The organism is Motilibacter peucedani, assembly GCF_003634695.1.
Classification (GTDB): Bacteria; Actinomycetota; Actinomycetes; order Motilibacterales; family Motilibacteraceae; genus Motilibacter; species Motilibacter peucedani.
The window spans coordinates 107,844-127,464 of the sequence record NZ_RBWV01000011.1 but is presented as its reverse complement, the minus strand read 5'-3'; the positions used below and the strand labels follow the sequence as shown (position 1 = coordinate 127,464).

Annotated in this window: 21 protein-coding genes; 8 read left to right on the top strand and 13 right to left on the bottom strand. The window is 72.1% G+C overall.

Annotated features, from left to right (window positions below; all coding sequences use genetic code 11):
- Positions 1-8: 8 nt before the first annotated feature.
- Positions 9-1,250, top strand: coding sequence for an RNA polymerase sigma factor (locus tag CLV35_RS08885; RefSeq protein WP_231121640.1), 1,242 nt, complete (start codon positions 9-11; stop codon positions 1,248-1,250).
- Positions 1,251-1,272: 22 nt separating this feature from the next.
- Here the strand turns inward: CLV35_RS08885 and CLV35_RS20995 are convergent, their stop codons facing one another.
- The 10 genes from CLV35_RS20995 to CLV35_RS08840 all read right to left on the bottom strand — a co-directional run bounded on the left by CLV35_RS20995 (position 1,273) and on the right by CLV35_RS08840 (position 9,862).
- Complete coding sequence (locus CLV35_RS20995; RefSeq protein WP_121193489.1) at positions 1,273-1,650, bottom strand: DUF2256 and DUF3253 domain-containing protein; 378 nt, start codon at positions 1,648-1,650, stop codon at positions 1,273-1,275.
- Entirely contained in the window at positions 1,647-2,834 is a 1,188-nt protein-coding gene (locus tag CLV35_RS08875; RefSeq protein ID WP_121193131.1) for an FAD-binding domain-containing protein, read from the bottom strand. Before CLV35_RS08875 ends, CLV35_RS20995 begins: the two co-directional genes overlap by 4 nt.
- A 130-nt stretch (positions 2,835-2,964) precedes the next feature.
- Positions 2,965-4,185: an RNA polymerase sigma factor gene (locus CLV35_RS08870; RefSeq protein WP_121193488.1), complete on the bottom strand. Its 1,221-nt coding sequence runs from the start codon at positions 4,183-4,185 to the stop codon at positions 2,965-2,967.
- Between the two features lie 92 nt (positions 4,186-4,277).
- The gene (locus tag CLV35_RS08865; protein WP_121193130.1) at positions 4,278-4,634 is read right to left on the bottom strand and encodes a YciI family protein; all 357 of its coding nucleotides are present in this window, start codon (positions 4,632-4,634) and stop codon (positions 4,278-4,280) included.
- A gap of 485 nt (positions 4,635-5,119) precedes the next feature.
- A complete protein-coding gene (locus CLV35_RS08860; protein WP_121193129.1) occupies positions 5,120-5,830 on the bottom strand; it encodes a type 1 glutamine amidotransferase domain-containing protein in 711 nt (236 codons plus the stop codon).
- A 38-nt stretch (positions 5,831-5,868) separates the two neighbouring features.
- Positions 5,869-6,243 (bottom strand): response regulator transcription factor, encoded by a 375-nt coding sequence (locus CLV35_RS20450; protein ID WP_231121639.1) that lies wholly within the window; start codon positions 6,241-6,243, stop codon positions 5,869-5,871.
- Positions 6,244-6,807, bottom strand: coding sequence for a hypothetical protein (locus tag CLV35_RS20445; RefSeq protein ID WP_231121638.1), 564 nt, complete (start codon positions 6,805-6,807; stop codon positions 6,244-6,246).
- Between the two features lie 232 nt (positions 6,808-7,039).
- Positions 7,040-8,215, bottom strand: a complete 1,176-nt coding sequence (locus CLV35_RS08850) for a zinc-dependent alcohol dehydrogenase (RefSeq protein WP_121193128.1) — start codon at positions 8,213-8,215, stop codon at positions 7,040-7,042.
- Positions 8,212-8,751 (bottom strand): SRPBCC family protein, encoded by a 540-nt coding sequence (locus tag CLV35_RS08845; RefSeq protein ID WP_121193127.1) that lies wholly within the window; start codon positions 8,749-8,751, stop codon positions 8,212-8,214. The genes CLV35_RS08850 and CLV35_RS08845 overlap by 4 nt, the downstream gene beginning before the upstream one ends.
- A 112-nt stretch (positions 8,752-8,863) precedes the next feature.
- Positions 8,864-9,862, bottom strand: a complete 999-nt coding sequence (locus CLV35_RS08840; RefSeq protein WP_183061887.1) for a GAF domain-containing protein — start codon at positions 9,860-9,862, stop codon at positions 8,864-8,866.
- A gap of 274 nt (positions 9,863-10,136) precedes the next feature.
- On the opposite strand from CLV35_RS08840, the gene CLV35_RS08835 reads away from it, so the two are divergent.
- A complete protein-coding gene (locus CLV35_RS08835) occupies positions 10,137-10,601 on the top strand; it encodes a hypothetical protein (RefSeq protein ID WP_231121637.1) in 465 nt (154 codons plus the stop codon).
- Complete coding sequence (locus tag CLV35_RS08830) at positions 10,598-11,773, top strand: zinc-dependent alcohol dehydrogenase (protein WP_121193125.1); 1,176 nt, start codon at positions 10,598-10,600, stop codon at positions 11,771-11,773. Before CLV35_RS08835 ends, CLV35_RS08830 begins: the two co-directional genes overlap by 4 nt.
- Here CLV35_RS08830 and CLV35_RS08825 read toward each other — a convergent pair.
- Positions 11,721-12,911: a DUF2254 domain-containing protein gene (locus tag CLV35_RS08825; RefSeq protein ID WP_231121636.1), complete on the bottom strand. Its 1,191-nt coding sequence runs from the start codon at positions 12,909-12,911 to the stop codon at positions 11,721-11,723. The genes CLV35_RS08830 and CLV35_RS08825 overlap by 53 nt on opposite strands.
- A gap of 288 nt (positions 12,912-13,199) precedes the next feature.
- Here CLV35_RS08825 and CLV35_RS08820 point away from each other — a divergent pair, with 288 nt between their 5' ends.
- From CLV35_RS08820 to CLV35_RS08810, 3 genes are read left to right on the top strand one after another with little or no spacing between them, the layout of a single operon-like run.
- Positions 13,200-14,354: a glutathione-independent formaldehyde dehydrogenase gene (locus tag CLV35_RS08820; RefSeq protein WP_121193124.1), complete on the top strand. Its 1,155-nt coding sequence runs from the start codon at positions 13,200-13,202 to the stop codon at positions 14,352-14,354.
- The gene (locus CLV35_RS08815; protein WP_121193123.1) at positions 14,355-14,903 is read left to right on the top strand and encodes a type 1 glutamine amidotransferase domain-containing protein; all 549 of its coding nucleotides are present in this window, start codon (positions 14,355-14,357) and stop codon (positions 14,901-14,903) included. It begins immediately after the preceding gene.
- Complete coding sequence (locus CLV35_RS08810) at positions 14,900-15,559, top strand: DUF1345 domain-containing protein (RefSeq protein WP_231121634.1); 660 nt, start codon at positions 14,900-14,902, stop codon at positions 15,557-15,559. Before CLV35_RS08815 ends, CLV35_RS08810 begins: the two co-directional genes overlap by 4 nt.
- 30 nt (positions 15,560-15,589) lie before the next feature.
- Here the strand turns inward: CLV35_RS08810 and CLV35_RS08805 are convergent, their stop codons facing one another.
- Entirely contained in the window at positions 15,590-16,729 is a 1,140-nt protein-coding gene (locus tag CLV35_RS08805; RefSeq protein ID WP_121193122.1) for an ROK family transcriptional regulator, read from the bottom strand.
- An 87-nt stretch (positions 16,730-16,816) separates the two neighbouring features.
- Here CLV35_RS08805 and CLV35_RS08800 point away from each other — a divergent pair, with 87 nt between their 5' ends.
- Together CLV35_RS08800 and CLV35_RS08795 are read left to right on the top strand one after the other, a co-directional pair.
- Positions 16,817-18,115, top strand: a complete 1,299-nt coding sequence (locus CLV35_RS08800; RefSeq protein ID WP_121193121.1) for a DUF1479 domain-containing protein — start codon at positions 16,817-16,819, stop codon at positions 18,113-18,115.
- 30 nt (positions 18,116-18,145) lie between these two features.
- The gene (locus CLV35_RS08795) at positions 18,146-18,718 is read left to right on the top strand and encodes a GrpB family protein (protein WP_121193120.1); all 573 of its coding nucleotides are present in this window, start codon (positions 18,146-18,148) and stop codon (positions 18,716-18,718) included.
- Here CLV35_RS08795 and CLV35_RS08790 read toward each other — a convergent pair.
- Positions 18,678-19,616 (bottom strand): NmrA/HSCARG family protein, encoded by a 939-nt coding sequence (locus CLV35_RS08790; RefSeq protein ID WP_121193119.1) that lies wholly within the window; start codon positions 19,614-19,616, stop codon positions 18,678-18,680. The two genes, CLV35_RS08795 and CLV35_RS08790, sit on opposite strands and share 41 nt — an antisense overlap.
- Between the last annotated feature and the right edge of the window lie 5 nt (positions 19,617-19,621).

The following is a 19,621-nucleotide window of genomic DNA, read 5'->3' as shown; positions in this document are numbered from 1 at the left end:
GCACGACCGTGGAGTCCGGCCTCACGCCCTCGCAGCTCGAGCTGCCCGGAGCGGCAGCCGTCGAGCGCGTCTTCCGGGAGGAGTACGGACGCGTGGTCGCCTCGCTCGTCCGCCGCTTCGGCGACATCGACGTCGCCGAGGAGGCGGCGGGTGAGGCGCTCGTGGCCGCGCTGGAGAAGTGGCCGGTCACGGGCGTGCCTCCCAACCCCGGCGGATGGCTCACCACCACCGCCGGCAACCGTGCGATCGACAGGCTGCGTCGCGAGGGCCAGCGCGACGCCAAGCACCAGGCGGCGCTCATGGTCTACGACGACACTCCCCACGAGCCCACGGGACCGGTCGAGGACGACCGGCTCCGTCTGCTCTTCACCTGTTGCCACCCCGCGCTGGCCGTGGAGGCGCGGATCGCGCTGACGCTGCGCCTGCTCGGCGGGCTGACCGTCGCCGAGATCGCCGAAGCCTTCCTCGTCCCTGAGACGACGATGGGGCAGCGCATCGCCAGGGCCAAGAAGAAGATCGCGGCGGCTCACGTGCCCTACCGGGTGCCCGAGGCCGCCGACCTGCCGGAGCGGCTCGGCGGTGTGCTGACCGTGCTGTTCCTCATCGCCAACGAGGGCTACCTCGCCAGCGGTGAGGGCAGTCCAGTGCGCGCCGAGCTCACCGACGAGGCGATCCGGCTGGCGCGGCAGCTGCGTCGGCTGCTGCCCCAAGAGCCGGAGGTCGCCGGCCTGCTCGCCCTGCTGCTGCTGCTCGAGGCGCGGCGCGAGGCGCGCGTACGCGACGGGCAGCTCGTGCCGCTCGGCGAGCAGGACCGCGCCGGGTGGGACCGGACGCTTCTCGCTGAAGGGCACGCCCTGGTCCGCGAGTGCCTCGCCACGGGTCGGCCCGGCCGCTTCCAGGTGCTCGCAGCGGTCAACGCAGTCCACACTGACGCGCCGAGCGCTCAGGACACTGACTGGTCTCAGGTGGTCGCGCTGTACGACCTGCTGGTCCGCTTCGACCCGTCACCCGTCGTCGCGCTCAACCGTGCGGTCGCGGTCGCCGAGCTCGACGGGCCCGAGGTCGCCCTCGCCCTCGTCGAACGGCTGCCGCTGGAGGGCTACCACCCCTGGCACGCGACACGCGCCGAGCTCCTGCGCCGGCTCGGTCGGAGCGCCGAGGCCAAGCAGGCGTACGACGCGGCTATCGCGGCCTCGGCCAACTCCGCCGAGCGGGCGTACCTCTCGCGACGGCGCGGCGAGCTCGTCTGACCGACCGCCCACAGCGCCAGCGCTAGCCGGTCCGCGTCCGCCGGATCCCGATGGGTCCCTTCGCAGTGGAGGGGTCGACCACCCTCCCGCCCTGCGTGATGACGACGTCGCCTGCCACGACGAGCCGTCGCGCCGCGGCCCGAGCGGGCTCCAGGAGTCCCTGCCACTCGTCCCCGCCGACGTCCCTGGCCGCTTCTGACGGGCAGATCGTCCCACCGACGGGACGGGTGGCCAGCAACCGCAGGATGGACGCCTCGAGGGCACGGTCGGTGGCGGACACCTTCGCGCGTCTGCACGACCCGGAGCAGTAGCGCACGGATTCCCAGTCCCGCGCCCACTTCTTGCGCCAGGTGATGGTGCGCCCGCAGGCGGCGCACGGCTTCGTGTCGCCGGCGCTCATCGCACCCACGCACTGAACGACTGCAGTGAGCCGGCACCCGGGCGACGCAGCCAGGGCCACGGGTACGTCGCGACGACCTCGAGGCGGCGGCTGCGTACCGTCCAGCCCGGCACGTACGTCCACGTGGTGGCGAGCCGCCGCCCCTGCAGCTCGACGACCGGGTCGCCCAGCCGAACCTCTGCGCCGAGCTCGGCCAGCGTCTCGGCGAGGAAGACGAGCCGCTTGCCGGACAGCCGGAGCCTGGCGAGCAGCGGCTCGTCGAAGACGAACACCGTGGGCAGGTCCGGGCGTGCGTGCCGCGCGGGGTCGCGGTCCCCGAGCGACTCTCCCGTCAGCCAGACGGCGTCCGCCTCACCGCTGACCACGGGCTCCTCGGGACCGCCGTCGGTCACCCCGCCGCGCAGTCCTTCGGGGGCACTGACGCGCGGTCCTGCCTGCGCCGTCGGCCAGTCCTGCACGGGACAGGCCCGCTCGAGCGAGCATGAACGGCACAGCCCTGGCGCACGCTTCTCGACCTGCCACCGGCTGAAGCCGTAGACCTTGCCCGTCCCGGTGCCGACGGTCCACTGCCAGCCCAGCCGGTTCGCAGCTGGAGACCCGTCGAGCAGGTGGCGGTACATCTCCTGCGCGCCCTCCCGCCAGTCCCCACCGGCGCGGACGGAGTACTGCGAGCTGAGCCACATGCGGGTCTGGTTCACCAGCCAGCCGTCCTCGTGCAGCTCGGCCGTCGTCGCAGCCATGCACGCCATCTCCTCCGGCCAGGGCTCCTTGCCCCAGGGCTCGTCGACCCGCGGCGGCCCGAAGCGCAGGGGCCGGTTCGTCGCCCTGCCGACACGGGCGTACAAGTGGCGGGAGTACTCCTGCCACAGCAGCTCGTCGCGGAACTTCCCGCGATCACGAGCGGGGGCGTGCTCGACCGCGTGCCACACGGTCGGAAGGTCGAGCAATCCGTGCCGGATGTAGGGCGAGAGCCTGCTCGCCCCACGTGACCCGGCCGGCAGCACGGTGCTGCGACGTGGCGCGTACCCCGTCACGTCGAGAGCCGCCAGCGCTTCGTCCGCTGCCGCCTGCCCTCCCCGGATGCTCGAGGGCCGTACGTCGTCGCAGCTCAGGTGGCCCAGGTGCTCGCGCACCCAGTCCACGACGCCGTCGCGACCGGTCGGGGGAGCAGGCAGCAGGGGCACGTCCGGATCGTCCCTGATGTTCCCCTGGTCAGCACCTCGACGGAATCTGTGAGGAGATGCCACGCGAGCCGGTCGAGCGGGGTCTCGCGCGGCCCGCCGCGAGGCCTGGGGACCGCAGAACCAGCTGGACTCAACCGGGCATGGGGTCGGCGCCGGCGGCGCGGTCGACCTCGGCCAGGCGTCGCTCGAGGAAGGCGCGCTCCGCGGCGTTCGCTGTGAGCTCGATCGCGCGCCGGTACGACTGAGCTGCGCCGGCGGTGTCGCCGAGTCGGCGCAGCAGGTCGGCGCGGGTGGCAGGCAGGTAGGGGTAGTCGGCGAGCCGCGGGTCGGTCGCCAGCTCGTCGAGGAGCGGCAGGGCGGCGGCCGGACCGTCGGCGAACGCCACGGCGGCGGCCCTGTTGAGCGCGACCACCGGGGTGTCGCACACCATCAGCAGCCGGTCGTAGAGGTGCACGACCCGCGGCCAGTCCGTCCGCTGCAGAGATGGAGCGATCGCGTGCACGCCGGCGATCGCCGCCTGCAGGGTGAACCGCCCAGGTGGGCCGGACGCCAGCGCCCCTGCCGTCACGGTGAGCCCCTCCAGGACCGCGCGCTGGTCCCAGCGCGTCCGGTCCTGGTCGGCGAGCAGGATGAGCCTGCCCTGCTCGTCGGTACGGGTCGCCCGGCGCGCGTCGGTGAGGAGCAGCAGTCCCAGCAGGCCGCGGGTCTCGGCCTGCTCGGGCAGCAGCGCGGCGAGGGTGCGCGCGAGGTGCAGGGCCCGGTCGCAGAGGTCCTCGCGGACGAGCGCGTCCCCCTCGCCGGCCGTGTGGCCGGTGCTGTACAGCAGGTGGACGGCGGTGAGCACGCTGTCCAGTCGCTCGGGCAGCTCCGCCCGGCTGGGGACGCGGTAGGGGATCCGCGCTGCGGAGATCTTCTTCTTCGCGCGGGTGATCCGTGCCGCCATCGTCGGCTCGGCCACCAGGAAGGCCCGTGCGACGTCGGGCGTGGGAACGCCGCAGACCAGGCGCAGGGTGAGGGCGACGCGGGCCTCGGGGGCGAGGGCGGGGTGGCAGCAGGTGAACACCAGCCGGAGCCGGTCGTCCGGCACCGCGTCGTCGAGCCGGTCGAGCTCGGCGGGGTCGGGCGGATCGACGGTCGCCGGCTCCACCAGCAGCGGGAGCTTGCGCCGGAGGGTGACCTCGCGTCGCAACCGGTCGAGCGCCTGGTTCCGCGCCGCCGTGGTCAGCCACGCGCCGGGCCGCTCCGGCACGCCGTCGCGGGCCCAGGCCTGCAGTGCGCGGACGTACGCCTCCTGCGCGCACTCCTCCGCGAGGTCGAGGTCGCCCGCGACGCGCACGGTGGCGGACAGCACGAAGGCCCACTCGGAGCGGTGGGCCTGCGCGAGCGCGGCAGCGACCGCGTCCGCCTGCGTGGCGGACGCGGTCGGCTCGTCGCCGGGAGCGTTCAGAACGGGTTCGTCGTCGGGTCCACGACCGGGCGGACCTCGACGCCGCCACCGGGGGCCGGGCACTGCGTGGCGATCTCGACGGCGTGGTCGAGGTCGCGCGCCTCGACGATGTAGAAGCCGCCGAGGGCCTCCTTGGTCTCGACGAACGGGCCGTCCGTCACAGTGCCGCCACCCTTGAGCGTGGTGGCTGTCGTCGTGGGTGCGAGCGCCGCCCCGCCCTCGATGGACCCGCCGAGCTCGAAGACCTGCTTGGCGAACGCATTGTGCGCGTCGAGCACCGCGCTCCACGCCTCGGGCGACGCGTCCGTGTAGAAGGCCGGGTCTTCGTAGATGAGGATCGCGTACTTGGCCATGGAACTGCCTCCTGCACTGGGTCGCGGGCCGGCCTGTCCGGCTCCGTCACCAGCGACGACGAACACCTTGCCGCCGGATCGACAACCGGGCCCAGGTCTTTCGAATCTCTCTCTGGCGCTCCGGACGCGGCGCTGGCTGTCTGCAACGTCATGTCGCGGGGCCACGAGGAGGTCGCAGGTGACTGCGCAGGATGGCTGTAGGACCATGCGCGTGCCACGCGACCGTGCGTCGTCTGACCACTGTGAGCGCCATGCTCGCGGCCCGGCTCAGCGACCTCGGAGGACGAAGGGTCAGGTCGCGGCACAGGCGGTGCCCAGACCCGCGTCGGCGTATGCCCGACCCGGAGGTCCACGAGCCGCGGGGCGGGCTGGCGGAGAGCGAGTACGCGCAACGTTCGGTCGAGCTGCACGTGTGGCTCGCCGACGGTCGACTGACGTGTGTCGAGCACCTCCGCCACGCGCCCCTTGCCCAGGCTCGTTCCCTACTACCCCGCCGAGCCGCGCAGAGCACGGTGGACGGCAGCGGCCACGCCGATGCCCGCCGCGGCGGCGGTCGACGGCTTGGGGGACCAGCGCAACGCCGCAACGGCCCACCCCACGGGCTCCTCGGGCTGCCGGTCGGACTCGCGAGGTGGAGGAGGCGTCGCCGGCTCGTTCGCGAAGGCGTCGAGCATGCCGCGGACGAACGCGGCCATGTCCTGCGGTCCTCTGCTCGTCGTGAGGTTGCCGTCCCGCACCAGCTCCTGGTCTAGCCAGGTGGCGCCGGCGTTGACCAGGTCGTCACGGATGCCGGGCCACGACGTGAGGGTCCGCCCCGTCAGGAAGCCCGCGGACGCCAGCACCCACGGACCGTGGCAGAGGGTGGCGATGGGCTTGTCGCGCACGGCGAACCCGCGGACGAACTCGCGAGCATGGGCGGACTGCCTCAACAGGTCGGGGTTGATGAAGCCGCCGGGGAGCAGCAGCCCGTCGTAGTCCTCGGGGTCGGCTCGCCCGAGCACCTCGTCCACGCGGACCCGGCTCGCGGGCATGTGCAGGTTGACCCCACGGATGCGTCCGCGCCGCAGGGACACGACGTCGACCTCGGCTCCGGCGGCCTCGAGGGCCCGCAGCGGGACGAGCAGCTCCACCTTCTCGAAGCCGTCGGCTGCCAGGGCAGCGATCCGCCTGCCCTTGAGCCTGCGCCTGCTGAGCATGTCGTCTCCTTCGTGACCGGGTGTCGTGCCGACCGGGCTCACGCCCGGCGGGGCAGCGGGGACGCTGGCACGTACAGACCCTCACGGGTCGCGCGTACGGCTGCCAGCGTCCGGCTCGGCGCCCCCAGCTTGGCGAGGATGTGCTCCAGGTGCGCCGCGACCGTGCGCTGGGCGACGACGAGCGCGCGGGCGATCTGCGCGTTCGAGCGGCCGTCGATGAGCAGCCCGAGGACCTCCAGTTCGCGAGGAGTGAGTCCGCGCAGGTGGTTCGCCGGCGAGAGGACCACCGTCCCCAGCAGGCTCGTCGACTCGTGCTCGGCGCTGCCGAGGACGGTCACCCGCACGTGCCCGTCAGGAGCGTGCCGGCCGCCGAGCGGCCACAGGAACGACGCGTAGACCTGACCGTCCTCCATTCACGAGCGCGCGATCGTCACGACGGGTGAGCCGTCCACGAGCAGCGCGTCGTCCGGAAGTCCTGGGACTGGCAGCTGCGCGCCGCTGCAGCACAGGGCGATGCCGGCGGCTGCACCGCCGACCACCCGTGCAGCCGCGGCCAGCGGTCGCATCGGGTCCGCACCTCGGGTCAGCAGGGGGGTGAGCTGCTGCAGCTCGCGCCGCACCGCCGCGTCGGGTGGTCGCGTGGCTTCCGACAGCAGCGCGAGGAACCCAACATGGCGCTGGCCGTCGAAGAGGGCGACGGCCAGCGCTTCGTGGAAGCCCGCCGGGTGGAGGCACTCGGCCCAGGTCGGCAGCGTCTCAGCGGGATAGGGCAGGTCGGACGGGCTCAGCGGGGGGCGCGCACGGTTGGTCCCCGTCTGCTCGATGTCGTGCGCCATCCGGGGACCCAGGAGGTAGCGCTCGGTGCCCTGCGGCAGGTCCACGCTGGCCAGCGAGGCGTAGCCGACGCTGCTGCCGGGGTCGGCGAGCGCCAGCCATGCGGCGTCGAAGGGCACGCGACGGCGGAGGCTCTCCAGCATGCTGAGCGCCCTGTCGCCAGGCGCGCACGTCGAGGCGGCGAGATCGGCCAGCTCTGCGCTTCCCAGGCTCACGAGGATCCTCCCCGTCCGATCGACGCTGCCGCGTCGTGGACGACACGCTCAGCGCTCTTCGGCGGGGGCCGTGTTCTCGACCGGGCGGTATATACCCTTCGGTGCGGTCTCGCAACCCGACCGGTCCTGACCAGAGGTGCGGCGTCCCGGGATCGCGACATCAGGGCGTCAGGACGACCTTCTCGCAGCCCTCCTCCTTGTTCTTGAAGATGTCGTAGCCGTGCGGCGCCTCGGACAGCGGCAGGCGGTGGGTGATGATCCGCGTGGGGTCGATCTCGCCGCGCTCGATGCGCTGGAGCAGGGGACGCATGTACCGCTGCACGTGGCACTGGCCCGTCCTCAGCGTCAGGGCCCGGTTCATCCACGAGCCGGCCGGGAACTTGTCGACGAAGCCGCCGTAGACGCCGATCACCGAGACGATGCCGCCGCTGCGGCACGAGGTGATCGCCTGGCGCAGGGCGTGCGGCCGGTCCGTCTCCGAGCGGACGGCCTGCTTGGCCCGGTCGTAGAGGTTCACGTGCGCAGCGCCGTGGGTGGCCTCGAGGCCGACCGCGTCGATGCACTTGTCGGGCCCGCGGCCGCCGGTCAGCTCGAGCAGCGCCGAGCGCACGTCGGTGTCCGAGAAGTCGATCGTGTCGTAGCCCTGCGACGCCGCCATCTCCAACCGGTACGCCACGTCGTCGATGACGATCACCCTCGCCGCTCCCAGCAACCGGGCGCTGTCCATGGCGAACTGCCCGACCGGCCCGGCGCCCCACACGGCGACCACGTCCCCGTCGGTGATGTCGCACATCTCAGCACCCATGTAGCCCGTCGGCAGGATGTCGGAGAGGAAGAGCACCTGCTCGTCGGTGAGGTCCGACTCGATCCTCAGCGGGTTGACGTCCGCGAAGACCACACGCGCGTACTCCGCCTGGCCGCCGGCGAAGCCACCGGTGAGGTGCGAGTAGCCGTAGATGCCCGCCACGGGGTGGCCGAACATCTTCTCGGCGATGCCCGCGTTCGGGTTGGTGTTCTCGCAGCAGGACCACAGCTCGTGCTGGCAGGCGTAGCAGGCGCCGCACCCGATGGGGAACGGCACGACGACCCGGTCGCCCACGCGGAGCTTGTCGCCGGCGACCCCGGGCCCGACCTCGACCACCTCGCCCATGAACTCGTGGCCCATGACGTCGCCCTCTTGCATCGTCGGCACGTAGCCGTCGAGCAGGTGCAGGTCGGAGCCGCAGATCGCCGTCCTGGTGATCTTGACGATCGCGTCGCGGCTGTTCAGGATCGTCGGGTCCGGGACCTCCTGGACCTCGACCTCGTTCGCGCTCATCCAGCAGTTGGCCTTCACGCCAGGACCTCCTTGCGCTCGTCGTCGCTGAGCGGGCGGGCGGGGTGCTGAGGGAACTCCTCGCGGGCCTGCTTGCCCCTGGGCGCCCCGTCGCTGCGGACCACTTCACCGGTCTCCATCACCTGCTTGAAGCGGCGCAGGTCGTCGTCGAGCTGCTGGGAGGGCTCCTCGCCGAAGTACTTCGCCGCGGCCCTGCCGAGCGCGCCGCCCGGCACCTCGTAGCTCAGCCTCACGTGCACCTCGGTGCCCCGGGCGCCCGGCGCCGGCACGAAGCGCACCTCACCGGAGTTGGGGACGTCGGCACCTTCGAGGGAGCGCCAGGCGATGCGCTGGCCAGGGACGTCGTCGATGGTCTCGGCGTCCCACTCGACGACTCGACCGAAGGGCGCGTTGGCCTTCCAGTGGCTGCGGCCGGGTCCTGTCCGGCGCACGTCATCGAGGTGCGCCATGAACGACGGCAGCTGCTCGAGCTGCTGCCAGAAGGCGTACACCTCCTCCGGTGTCCTGGTGACGGTCGTGGCCGAGGTCAGTTCCATCGCGGTCCTGCTCTCCTTCCGACGGGTCCGGTGAGGGCTGCGCACAGCAGCACATCGCGCTGCGCAGGTCATGCGCCATCGGCAGAACGACCGATCCCGGCGGTGCCCGACCTCAGTCGCGCAGCATCGGAGGGATCCGCAGCCCCGTGCGCAGCGCCCGTGCCGCCGCGGCCGGGAGGTCGGCCGCCGACAGGGCGAGCAGGGCCGCGTCCAGCGCCTCGGCGACCCGGTCGGCGCTCACGCCGAGCTCAGCCGCGATGGCCGGGACCGACGTCGTCCCGTCGACCACCAGCCCGAGCACCCGCAGCTCCAGCGGGCCCAGTGCGCGCTGGTCGCCGGGCGGGGAGAGGAGCACCGCAGCGACGAGGTGGTCGAGGTGCGGGACCGCGCACTGGACCGCGGTGACGCGGACGAGGAGCTCGCTCTCGACTCCGGTGGCTGCGAGGAAGCTCGTACGCGGACCGCCCGCGGCCAGCTCGCGCTCCGCGGCCACGAGGACGCGGGAGCCCCGGGCCAGCAGGCGGTCCTCTCTCAGCCCCGGGAGGGGCAGGACGTCGCCCCCGCGGGTCAGCACGACCCCGGCGGCAGCCGCCTCCACCACGCGCGCCGTCTCGGCGATCTCCCCGGCCCGGTCGAGCCCGTCGGCGACGAGCGAGCTGACGACAGCGACGATGCGCCGGTCCCTCGAGTCCAGCCCCTGCTCGTCGTCGCTCAACAGGCTCAGGAAGCCCACATGCCGGCCGCCGGAGGTGAACAGCCCTACGGCCAGACCGCTGCGGAACCCGGCCGGCAGCAGGTGCTCCCCCCATGCCTTCAGCTCGGGGAGGGGGACCGGGATGTCGCTGGTCAGCATCGGCCCGCGCTCGCGGTTGAGGCCGAGCTGCTCGACCTCGGTGTCGGCCTCCGGTGTGCGGAAGTAGCGACGCAGGGGGTCTGCGGAGCCGACCGTGGCCAGCGGCGTGTGGCACCGCCGCTCGGGGTCGCGCACGGCCAGCCAGCCCGCGTCGAACGGCAGCACGCGTCGCAGTGCGTCGAGCACCTGCGCGGCCCGGACGTCGGCGGGAGCCGGCTCGGCGGCGACGTGCTGCATCTCGACCCGCAGCGCGCTCACGTCTGCACGTTGTGCACTCACGCTGGCCTCCGTAGCTGCTGCGTACCGACACTGCGACCGTGCCACGCGCACTCCTGCAAGGGAACCGCGCGGTCGTGGTATCGGCAGGTCTGCCCATACCACCGGCGCGCGGCACGGGTGTCCGATGGACGTGGACGGCGTCGCGCCCGGCGCCGTCGTCGAGCCGGCGACAGGAGCACGAGATGGCACGAGACCTCGACGGAGCACTTGTGACGTCCGCGGGTGGTGCGGCATGACGTCCGCCGTAGGGGGCGTGGCCTCACTCGCAGCCCGCGCCGGCGGCACCGTCGTGCGCCAGGTGCGCTCGGCCATCGACCCGTCCGGCGCGAGAGCCGCCGGTCCGGGACAGCCGGCCTCCGGCTGGCTCGCGGTGACCGTCTTCTGCGAGCAGGCCGCGCTCGACACGGCGCACCTGCCGGCACCGTTGGCCGAGCTGGGTGACCGGGTCGAGGTCCGGGTCCGCCCGGCGCCCGGCGGCAAGGGCACCGAGCTGGCGGCACGGCTTCGTGACCGCGGGTCGTCGGGAGCCCTGAGCCGCTTGAGCGGCCACGACCCGCAGGCCGACGTGCGGAGTGCGCTGCGCCAGGCCAAGCAGGTCGTCGAGGTGGGTGAGGTCCTCGCCGTGGACCCGGTGCCGCACGGCAGGCGGACTGCCACCCCCGGAGGCCTGCTGCTCGAGGCGTGGACCAGGGTGGCCCCGAAGGCGGGTGTGCGGTGAAGGCCGTGACGTGGCGGGGGGTCAACGAGATCGGCGTCGAGGACGTGCCCGAACCCACGATCCACAACGACCACGACATGATCGTCCAGGTGGGGCTCTCCGCGACCTGCGGCTCCGACCTGCACCTGATGGGCGGCTACATCCCGGCGATGCGGGCGGGGGACGTGCTGGGGCACGAGTTCATGGGCACCGTCGCCGAGGTCGGCCGAGCCGTGACCAAGCACCGGGTCGGGGACCGCGTGGTCGTGGTCTCCTTCACCAGCTGCGGGCAGTGCTGGTACTGCCGGCAGGGGCTGTGGTCCCTGTGCGACAACGGCAACCCCAACCCCGGGATCACCGAGGCGCTGTGGGGCCAGGCGATCGGCGGGTGCTACGGGTACTCGCACGCGCTGGGCGGGTGGGCGGGCAGCCACGCTCCCTACATCCGCGTGCCGTACGCGGACCAGGGCGCCTTCGCCATCCCCGACGGCGTGTCCGACGAGCGGGCGCTCTTCGCCTCCGACGCCGCGCCCACCGGCTGGACCGGCGCCGACCAGGCCGGCGTCCAGCCAGGTGACGTCGTCGCGGTGTGGGGGGCCGGTGGAGTCGGGCAGATGGCAGCGCGCGCGGCCGTGCTCAAGGGCGCCGAGCGGGTCGTGGTCATCGACCGGTTCGACAACCGCCTGGCGCAGGTACGCGCGCACATCGGCGCGGAGACCTTGCACTACGAGCAGGTCGACGTCCCTGCCGAGCTCCGTGAGCTGACCGGCGGAAGAGGCCCCGACGTCTGCATCGAGGCCGTGGGGATGGAGGCGCACAGCCCGGGACCGCAGTTCGCCTACGACATGGTCAAGCAGCAGATGCGGCTGCAGACCGACCGGCCGACGGCGGTCCGTGAGGCGATCTGCGCCTGTCGCAAGGGAGGGACGGTGTTCACGCTGGGCGTCTTCGCCGGTCTCGTGGACAAGTTCCCGCTCGGTGCGGTCATGAACAAGGCCCTGACCCTGCGCGGCGCCCAGCAGCACGGGCACCGCTACATCCCAGAGATCCTCGAGCGCATGAGCCGGGACGAGGTGAAGACCGAGCACCTCGCCACGCACGTCATGTCCCTCGACGAGGGTCCGAAGGGCTACCGGATGTTCAAGGAGAAGGAGGACGGGTGCGTCCGTGCGGTGTTCCGTCCGTCTGCGTAGCCGCCACGGTGACGTCTGCTCCTGACCCGATGCCCTCGGTGTCCGGGGTGAGCGCTGCGACTGCGTCCTCCTCGTCCTCGTAGGTGCGGCGGACAGCCGCCTCAAGCAGGCGGAGCTGACGCTCCAACGGTTCCTGCCGGTGCGGCGGTGCGACGCTCCTGAGGTCGTCGAGCGCGGCGCAGATCCTCCTGGTGACCTGTGGTTCCGACGCCCCGGCCAGGCGGACCTCGTCGAACGCCAACCGCACGTAGCCGTCCCAGCTCATGACCCGCTCGACCAGGCGCACGACGCCGTCCTCGTCCCGGTGCTCACCGCCCGGGAGGGGGCGGGGGGCCAGCTGGCGCAGGGGGTCGTGCAACCGGTGCAGCGCCTGGACCGCCGTCGTCGGGTCGTTGAACGGCTGCGCGACGGACCGCACGGCGATGTCGACGAGCTTGCGGAACCCGTACGCCAGGTCCTCGGTGTGCACCCGCTCTCCGCCGAGGAGGACGTGACGGGTGAGCTCCGCAGCACCGATGCGTCCCGGCGCGCCGGCACCCGCCCAGCCGGGCCGCTGGTGCACGCGGAGCAGCGGGGCACCGCCGACGACGAAGTCGCCCACCACGGGCACCAGCTCCAGCAGGCAGTCGGCTCGTCGGGCGGCGGCGACCAGCGCCGCGCGGTCGACGCGCGTCACGTTGCCGGGCTCAGGGGCGGCGATCACGTCCGTGGCGCTGGTGGCCGGTGGGTCGCCGTGCGTCCGGACGATGATCTCCCTGGTGCGGTCGCCCACGAGGTCGATCAGCCCCGCGACGCGCAGGCCCTGGCCGGCGTGGTGCACGTAGAGCACCAGGACCACGATGCTCGCGAGCATGAGCGCGTAGGACAGCAGCACCGAGACACCTGGGACCGTCCCGTCCCCGGAGTCGTGGATCTCCCTGAGGGTCAGCACCGCGACCACGAAGCTCGCGCCGAACAGGCCGCTCGCCAGCTGGCTCCAGCGGTCTGCCAGCAGTGCTCCGACGATGCGGGGCGAGAACTGGCCCATCGCCAGCTGGACCGCCACCAGCGTGACCGTGAGGACGAGCGAGGTCAGCGACACCATCGCCGTGGCGAAGGACGAGAGGATCGTCTGCGCGTCGGACGGTGTCCCGGTCACGCTCTGCGGGACGAGCCCGTAGTCCGTCGCACGGTCCAGGCGAGCGTGGCGACGGCGGCCAGGACGCCTGCCCCCAGGCAGCCGAGCGGACGGAGCCACATGCTGGTGCGGACGAAGCGCTGCAGTCGCAACAAGGTCATGCGAGGGGACTACCCCGTCCGACGAAGGGCCCGCCGCCCGCGGGATGGGCAGGTCTGCCGATACCGCCGCTGCTCGCGCCCGGTGTCAGATGAGGACACCGCCGTCGGCACAAGGACCGGCGACACCTCCGCAGAGCGAGGTCACAGCATGAGAGCAGTCGTCTACGAGGGCCCGCGCAAGGTCAGCGTCCAGGACGTGCCCGATGCCCGCATCGAGCGCTCGACCGATGTCCTGGTGCGGATCACCACGACCAACATCTGCGGTTCGGACCTGCACATGTACGAGGGCCGGACCGACTTCGAGGCCGGTCGCTGGTTCGGGCACGAGAACATGGGCGAGGTCATCGCGGTCGGCGACGGCGTGGACAAGGTCCAGGTCGGCGACCACGTCGTCCTTCCGTTCAACATCGCTTGTGGGCACTGCAAGAACTGTGAACGAGGGCTCACCAACTACTGCCTGACCGCACAGCCGAAGAAGGAGTGGGCCGGCGCCGCCTACGGGTTCGCCGACATGGGCCCCTGGGCAGGGGGGCAGGCGGAGCTGCTGCGCGTGCCGTGGGGTGACTTCAACTGCCTGCGCCTGGGGGAGGACGCCGACGAGAAGTCCGCGGACTACGTGATGCTGGCTGACATCTTCCCCACCGGATACCACGCCACCGAACTGGCCGGTGTGCAGCCCGGGGACCAGACGGTCATCTACGGCGCCGGCCCGGTCGGGCTGATGGCAGCGCTCTCGGCGACCATCCGGGGAGCCAGCAAGGTGATGGTGGTGGACCGGCACCCCGACCGGCTGCGCCTGGCCGAGTCCATCGGCGCCATCGCCATCGACGACTCGAAGGTCGACCCTGTCCAGGCCGTGCTCGACCAGACGATGGGGCTCGGAGCCGACAACGGCTGCGAGTGCGTCGGCTACCAGGCGCACGAGCCTGACGGCGAGGAGCAGCCGAACCAGACGATGAACCGGCTCGTCGCGTCCGTGCGCTTCACGGGCAGGATCGGCAACGTCGGTGTCTTCGTGCCGCAGGACCCCGGCGGCAAGGACGAGCTGGCCAAGCAGGGCAAGCTCGCCTTCGACTACGGCATGTTCTGGTTCAAGGGCCAGCACATCGGGAGCGGGCAGGCACCGGTGAAGAAGTACAACCGCCAGCTGCGCGACCTGATCGCCGCCGGGAAGGCGGAACCCTCCTTCATCGTCAGCCACCAGCTGCCGCTCGAGCGGGCCCCGGAGGCCTACGAGCACTTCGACAACCGCGACGACGGCTGGACGAAGGTCGTCCTCAAGCCCCAGATGTCAGGCGCCTGAATGGCTGGGCGGTTGGAAGGCCGGCGTGTCGCCATCCTGGCAGCCGACGGTGTGGAACGCGTCGAGCTGGAGGAGCCTCGTCGAGCGCTCGACGACGCAGGGGCGAGCACGGAGGTCCTGTCGATCAGGGACGGCGAGGTAGCGGCGCGGAACAACGACCTCGAGGACGCGGGCAGCTTCGGCGTCGATCGGCTTGTGGGCAGTGCGTCCGTGGACGAGTACGACGCCCTGCTCCTGCCAGGAGGCACGGTGAACCCGGACAAGCTGCGGATGGAGCCCACAGCAGTCCAGTTCGTGCGGAGCTTCGTCGAGTCAGGCAAGCCCGTCGCCTCGATCTGCCACGGACCGTGGTCGCTGGTCGAGGCCGGCGTGGTCAGCGGTCGTCGGCTGACCTCCTTCCCCAGCCTGCGCACCGACCTGCACAACGCCGGGGCGGAGGTCGTCGACGAGCCGGTCGTCACCGACGGGAACATCACCACGAGCCGGTCGCCCGACGACCTGCCGGCCTTCTGCGACCGCATCGTGCAGGAGTTCGCGGAGCGCGCGTGAGCTACGTCCGGGAGCGGCCACGCACGTCGGGGCGCCGGATCCTGTCCTCCCGCCGGCTGTTGCTGTCGCTCGCGGGCGGGGTCGTGGTGGGCGCGGTCGTGGCAGCGCTCGGTCTGCCCCAGCTCGCCGTCCTGGTGGGCTGGGGCAGTGGCGCCTCTGCGGTGCTGGTGTGGGTGTGGCGGATCAGCTGGCCGCAGGACCACCGGGGCACGAAGCGCCTGGCCGAGGACGAGGGCAGCACCCGAGCCACCGACGGCATGGTCCTCGCGGCAGCAGTCGCCAGCCTCGCCGCGGTCGTGCAGGCCTTGGTCGGCGCGGCCCGGCACGACGCGGTCGGGGTGGTGACCGTCCTGCTATGCGTCCTCGACGCCATCGTGTCCTGGGCGCTGGTCAACACCGTCTTCGCACTGAAGTACGCACGCCTCTACTTCGCCGGTGGCGACGGCGGCATCGACTTCTCGCAGGAGGACCCGCCCGCCTACAGCGACTTCGCCTACCTCGCGTTCACGGTCGGGATGTCGTACGCGGTGGCCGACGACGGGTTCACCAGCCGCGGGCTGCGCAAGGTGGGCCTGGGCCACGCCCTGCTCTCCTACCTGTTCGGGACGGTGGTGATCGCGGTCGCCGTCAGCCTGCTCACGAACCTGGGTCAGTAGCTCCGGTCGGCAGGGCGGGGCGGAGGTCGCTCAGTCCCTGGCAGCCGCCTCCGCGACGATGCCGGCGCGGAGGTCGGCGAGGGCCTGGTGACGGGCGCCAGTGAGGGACGCGTCGCGGACCTGGCGCGCGCGCTCGAACGTCACCGGCCGTGTCAGCCGTCGCACGTGCTCGCCGAGGGCGCGGAAGACGGCCTCGTCACTGCCCCACGGCCCGCCGACCACGACCCAGGCAGGGTCGAGCAGGGCGACGGCGGCAGCCACGACTCCGGCCACGGCCCGCCCGAGGGAGCGGGTGACCCCCCTGTCTCCTCCGCCTCCAGCGTGGACGATCGCCACGAGGGCGGTGACATCGATCGCGCTGGAGTCCGGCAGGCGCAGGTCCAGGTCCCGGAACACTTCGGTGAACGCCATGGCTGAGCCGTCGGGCCCGGTGGTGACGACGTGCGCGACCTCACCTGCGAAGCCGCGGAAACCACGGCGTACCTCTCCGTCGCTCACCACCCCGAGGCCGACGCCCTCACCGAGGTAGAGGTAGACGAAGTCCTGGGCCTCGGCGCCGGTGCGCGCGTCGCGCTCGGCCCGAGCGGCCCAGTTGACGTCGTTGTCGACGGTCACCACTGCGCCTGCCGCCACGTCGCTCAGGACGGCTACCGGGTCGAGCTCGCCGACGAGGAAAGGTGCGTCAGGCAGGTGCACCAGGCGCCCTGACGTCCGGTCGACCGGGTCGGCGGCGCTGACCGACACCGTGCGTACGGGAGCCAGGCCGACGCTCGCGCGGCCGGCTGCCGAGGCCAGCCCTCGAGCCACCTCGTCCGGTCCGACGGGGTGGGTGAGAGGCGTGCTCGTCGTGCGCAGGACGTGGCCGTACGCGTCGAGCGACTCCACCACGACCGAGCCCGGCGCGATGCTGACGGCCAGGGCCGTGCCCAGCTCGTCAGCGAGCGCGTAGTAGACGCCCACGCCGCCGCGACCTGTGGTGCGGTCGCCGGTGTCGCGCAGCACGCCGGCGTCAGCGAGGCGCTGCACGCTCTGGGACACCGTCGGCTTCGACAGGCCCGTGGCGGTGGCCAGCTGGGCCCGCGTCGCCGCGCCGCCCGTCATCACAGCGTGCAGCACGTGCTCGTCGCTGAGCGACCGCAGCAGCGCCAGCGAGGGCTTGGTCGCAGACACGGAGGGAGTCTAGTCAGGACTCTTGCCTGGAACGTCGGCACCGGCTACGGTTGGACCAGTAAAGAGTCCTAACTGGAGGAGCTCCTGATGACCGTCACCGAGACACCGCCTACCGACGCCCTGCCGGCGCTGCCGCACTGGGAGACGACGCCGGACGACCTCCCCGGCGCGATCCGGGAGGTCAAGGTGGCGTTGCGAGCGCGGATCGAGGCGTCCGGTCGCACGGTGGAGCAGGTCTTCGCCGTCGTGGAGGAGCGACTGCGCGAGCGGGTCGAGGAGATCGCTGCGGCCAAGGCGCGGGGCGAGCAGGTCTGGCCGGTCATCGACTACGCGGACATCGAGGCCGGCACCGTCTCGCCCGAGCAGCTCGACCTCCTGTACCGGCGCGGTTGCGTGGTCGTGCGTGGCCACTTCCCGCGAGAGCAGGCACTCGCCTGGGATCGGGGCATCCTCGACTACGTCGAGAGCAACGCCTTCTTCAAGGACTATCGCGGCCCCGGCGACGACTTCTTCGGCAGTGTCGGCTCGAGGCCCGAGATCTACCCCATCTACTGGTCACCCGCGCAGATGCAGGCACGCCAGAGCGAGCGCATGGCTCGCGTGCAGAGCTTGCTGAACGCCCAGTGGACCAGCGAGTCCGAAGGTGTGCAGTGGTTCGACGCGGACCGCGACTCGCTCTACCCCGACCGCATCCGCCGCCGCCCGCCGGGCGCCGACTCCGGCGGGCTCGGCACCCACCTCGACCCCGGCACCCTCGACCTGTGGATGACCGAGGAGAACCAGCTGGCGTTCAGGCACGTGTTCGACGGCACGGTTGAGCAGTACGACCCGTGGGACGCGGCGCACCGTACCGTCGGTCCACAGTTCCCGGGCACGACGATGTGCTCGGCGTTCCGCACCTTCCAGGGCTGGACTGCGCTGTCAGACATGGCCCACGACCAGGGCGTCCTGCACACCGTGCCGATCCCTGAGGCCATGGCATACCTCATGCTGCGTCCGCTGCTCTCCGACGTCCCGGACGACGACATGTGCGGCGTCACCGTCAACAAGGTCTTCCCGGCCAACGAGAAGTGGCACCCCCTGCTCATGCAGGCCGTCTGCGGCATCCCTGACGTTCAGGCCGGTGACAGCGTCTGGTGGCACCGCGACATGATCCACGGCGTCGACCCGGTCACCGACCAGCAGGGCTGGGGCAACGTCATGTACATCCCGGCCGCGCCTTGGTGCCCCCGCAACGAGGCCTACGCAGCCCACGTGCGTGAGGCGTTCCTCACCGGCGCCAGCCCCAGCGACTTCCCCGCGGAGGACTACGAGAAGAGCTGGCCCAACCGCTTCCGGCCCGAGGACCTCAACGAGACCGGGCGCCGCGGGCTGGGGCTGGTCTGAGCCACCGACCGACAGTGCCAGGATGGCGCGGTGCACGACAGCCGTACGCCGCGCCGTCCTGACGTCACGACCGTCGAGCTGGTGGGTGGTGTCGAGCCGCTCCGGCTCCAGCTGCGCGACTACGACGAGCGCTGGCCCGTGGTCTACCGCGAGCACGAGCGGCGCATCCGACGTGCCCTGGCACCAGCGGATGTCGACGTCGAGCACATCGGGTCGACTGCCGTACCCGGCCTCGCGGCGAAGCCGATCGTCGACATCGTCGTCGCGGTCGACGACATCACCGCCGAGGAGGACTACCTGGACGCCCTGCTGGCAGCGGGCTACGTGCTCCGGGTGCGCGAGCCGGGCCACCGCCTCGTGCGCACCCCGGCGCGCGACGTGCACGTGCACGTCTACGGCCGGGGTGACGCCGCGGTGGGCGAGTACCTGCTCCTCCGCGACCACCTGCGCTCGCACGAGGAGGACCGTGCCCTCTACGAGAGCACGAAGCGGACCCTGCTGAGCCGGGAGTGGGATGACATGAACGCCTACGCCGACGCCAAGACTGCAGTCATCGAGGAGATCAAGCGAGCTGCCTGCGGTGGGTGGCCAGGAAGTCGGTGAGCGTCGAACGCTGCGGGTTGACTGCGGCACTGCTGTCCACGGCCCGGCGACCGCTGTAGGACTCGGGGAACTCCGCGTAGTACTGGAACATGTTGCCGAGCTCGTCGGCGCTCGGGAACCCGGAGCCGCGGAACTGCTCAGCCGTGAGGGGTCGGTAGGCCACCTGCTCGCCGAGCACCGTGCTGAAGGCAGCCGCCATCTGCTCGCCGGTCAGGATGTCGCTGACCACAGGGACCGTCGCGCCGATGGTGTCGCCGGGCTGCTCCAGGACCTGCAGTACGAACCTGCCGATGTCGTCGGAGGCGACGCCGGCGACGGGAGCGTCTCCGACGGGCAGGTGCAGGGCAAGGACGCCGTCCGGGTCCCGCTGCGGCTTGAGATCGCCCAGGAGCTGGTCCCAGTAGAACGACATCAGCAGGTAGGTCACCGACAGACCGGAGGCGGCGAACAGGCCGTCGGCAGTGCCGCCCTTGACGTCGAAGTGGGGCACCCGGTAGTCGCCGCCGAGGACCGGCATCCGGTCGTCGTCGTCCGCGATGACCTCGCGGGTGTCCTCGAGCGTCGACCACAGCACGTGCTGCATCTGCGCCGCCTGCGCGGCGCCGATGAGGTTGCGCACCTCGTCGATCTCGCGCGCGGGGGACCGGTGCTCCCAGAACGGCGTCACGAGGTAGGCGCCGTAGGCGCCGTCGAAGGCCTTGCGGAGGCTGTCCTGGTCCTCGAGGGTCGCCTCGACGACCTCGGCGCCGCCCTCGGCCAGGGCCTGCGCCTTGGCCGAGGTGGCGTCGCGGGTCACTGCCCGCACGGCGAAGGTGCCGTCGGCCAGGAGGGCGCGCGCCACCGCGCCGCCCTGGGTGCCGGTCGCGCCGATGACGGTGACGATCTGCTGGACGGGCATGCGAT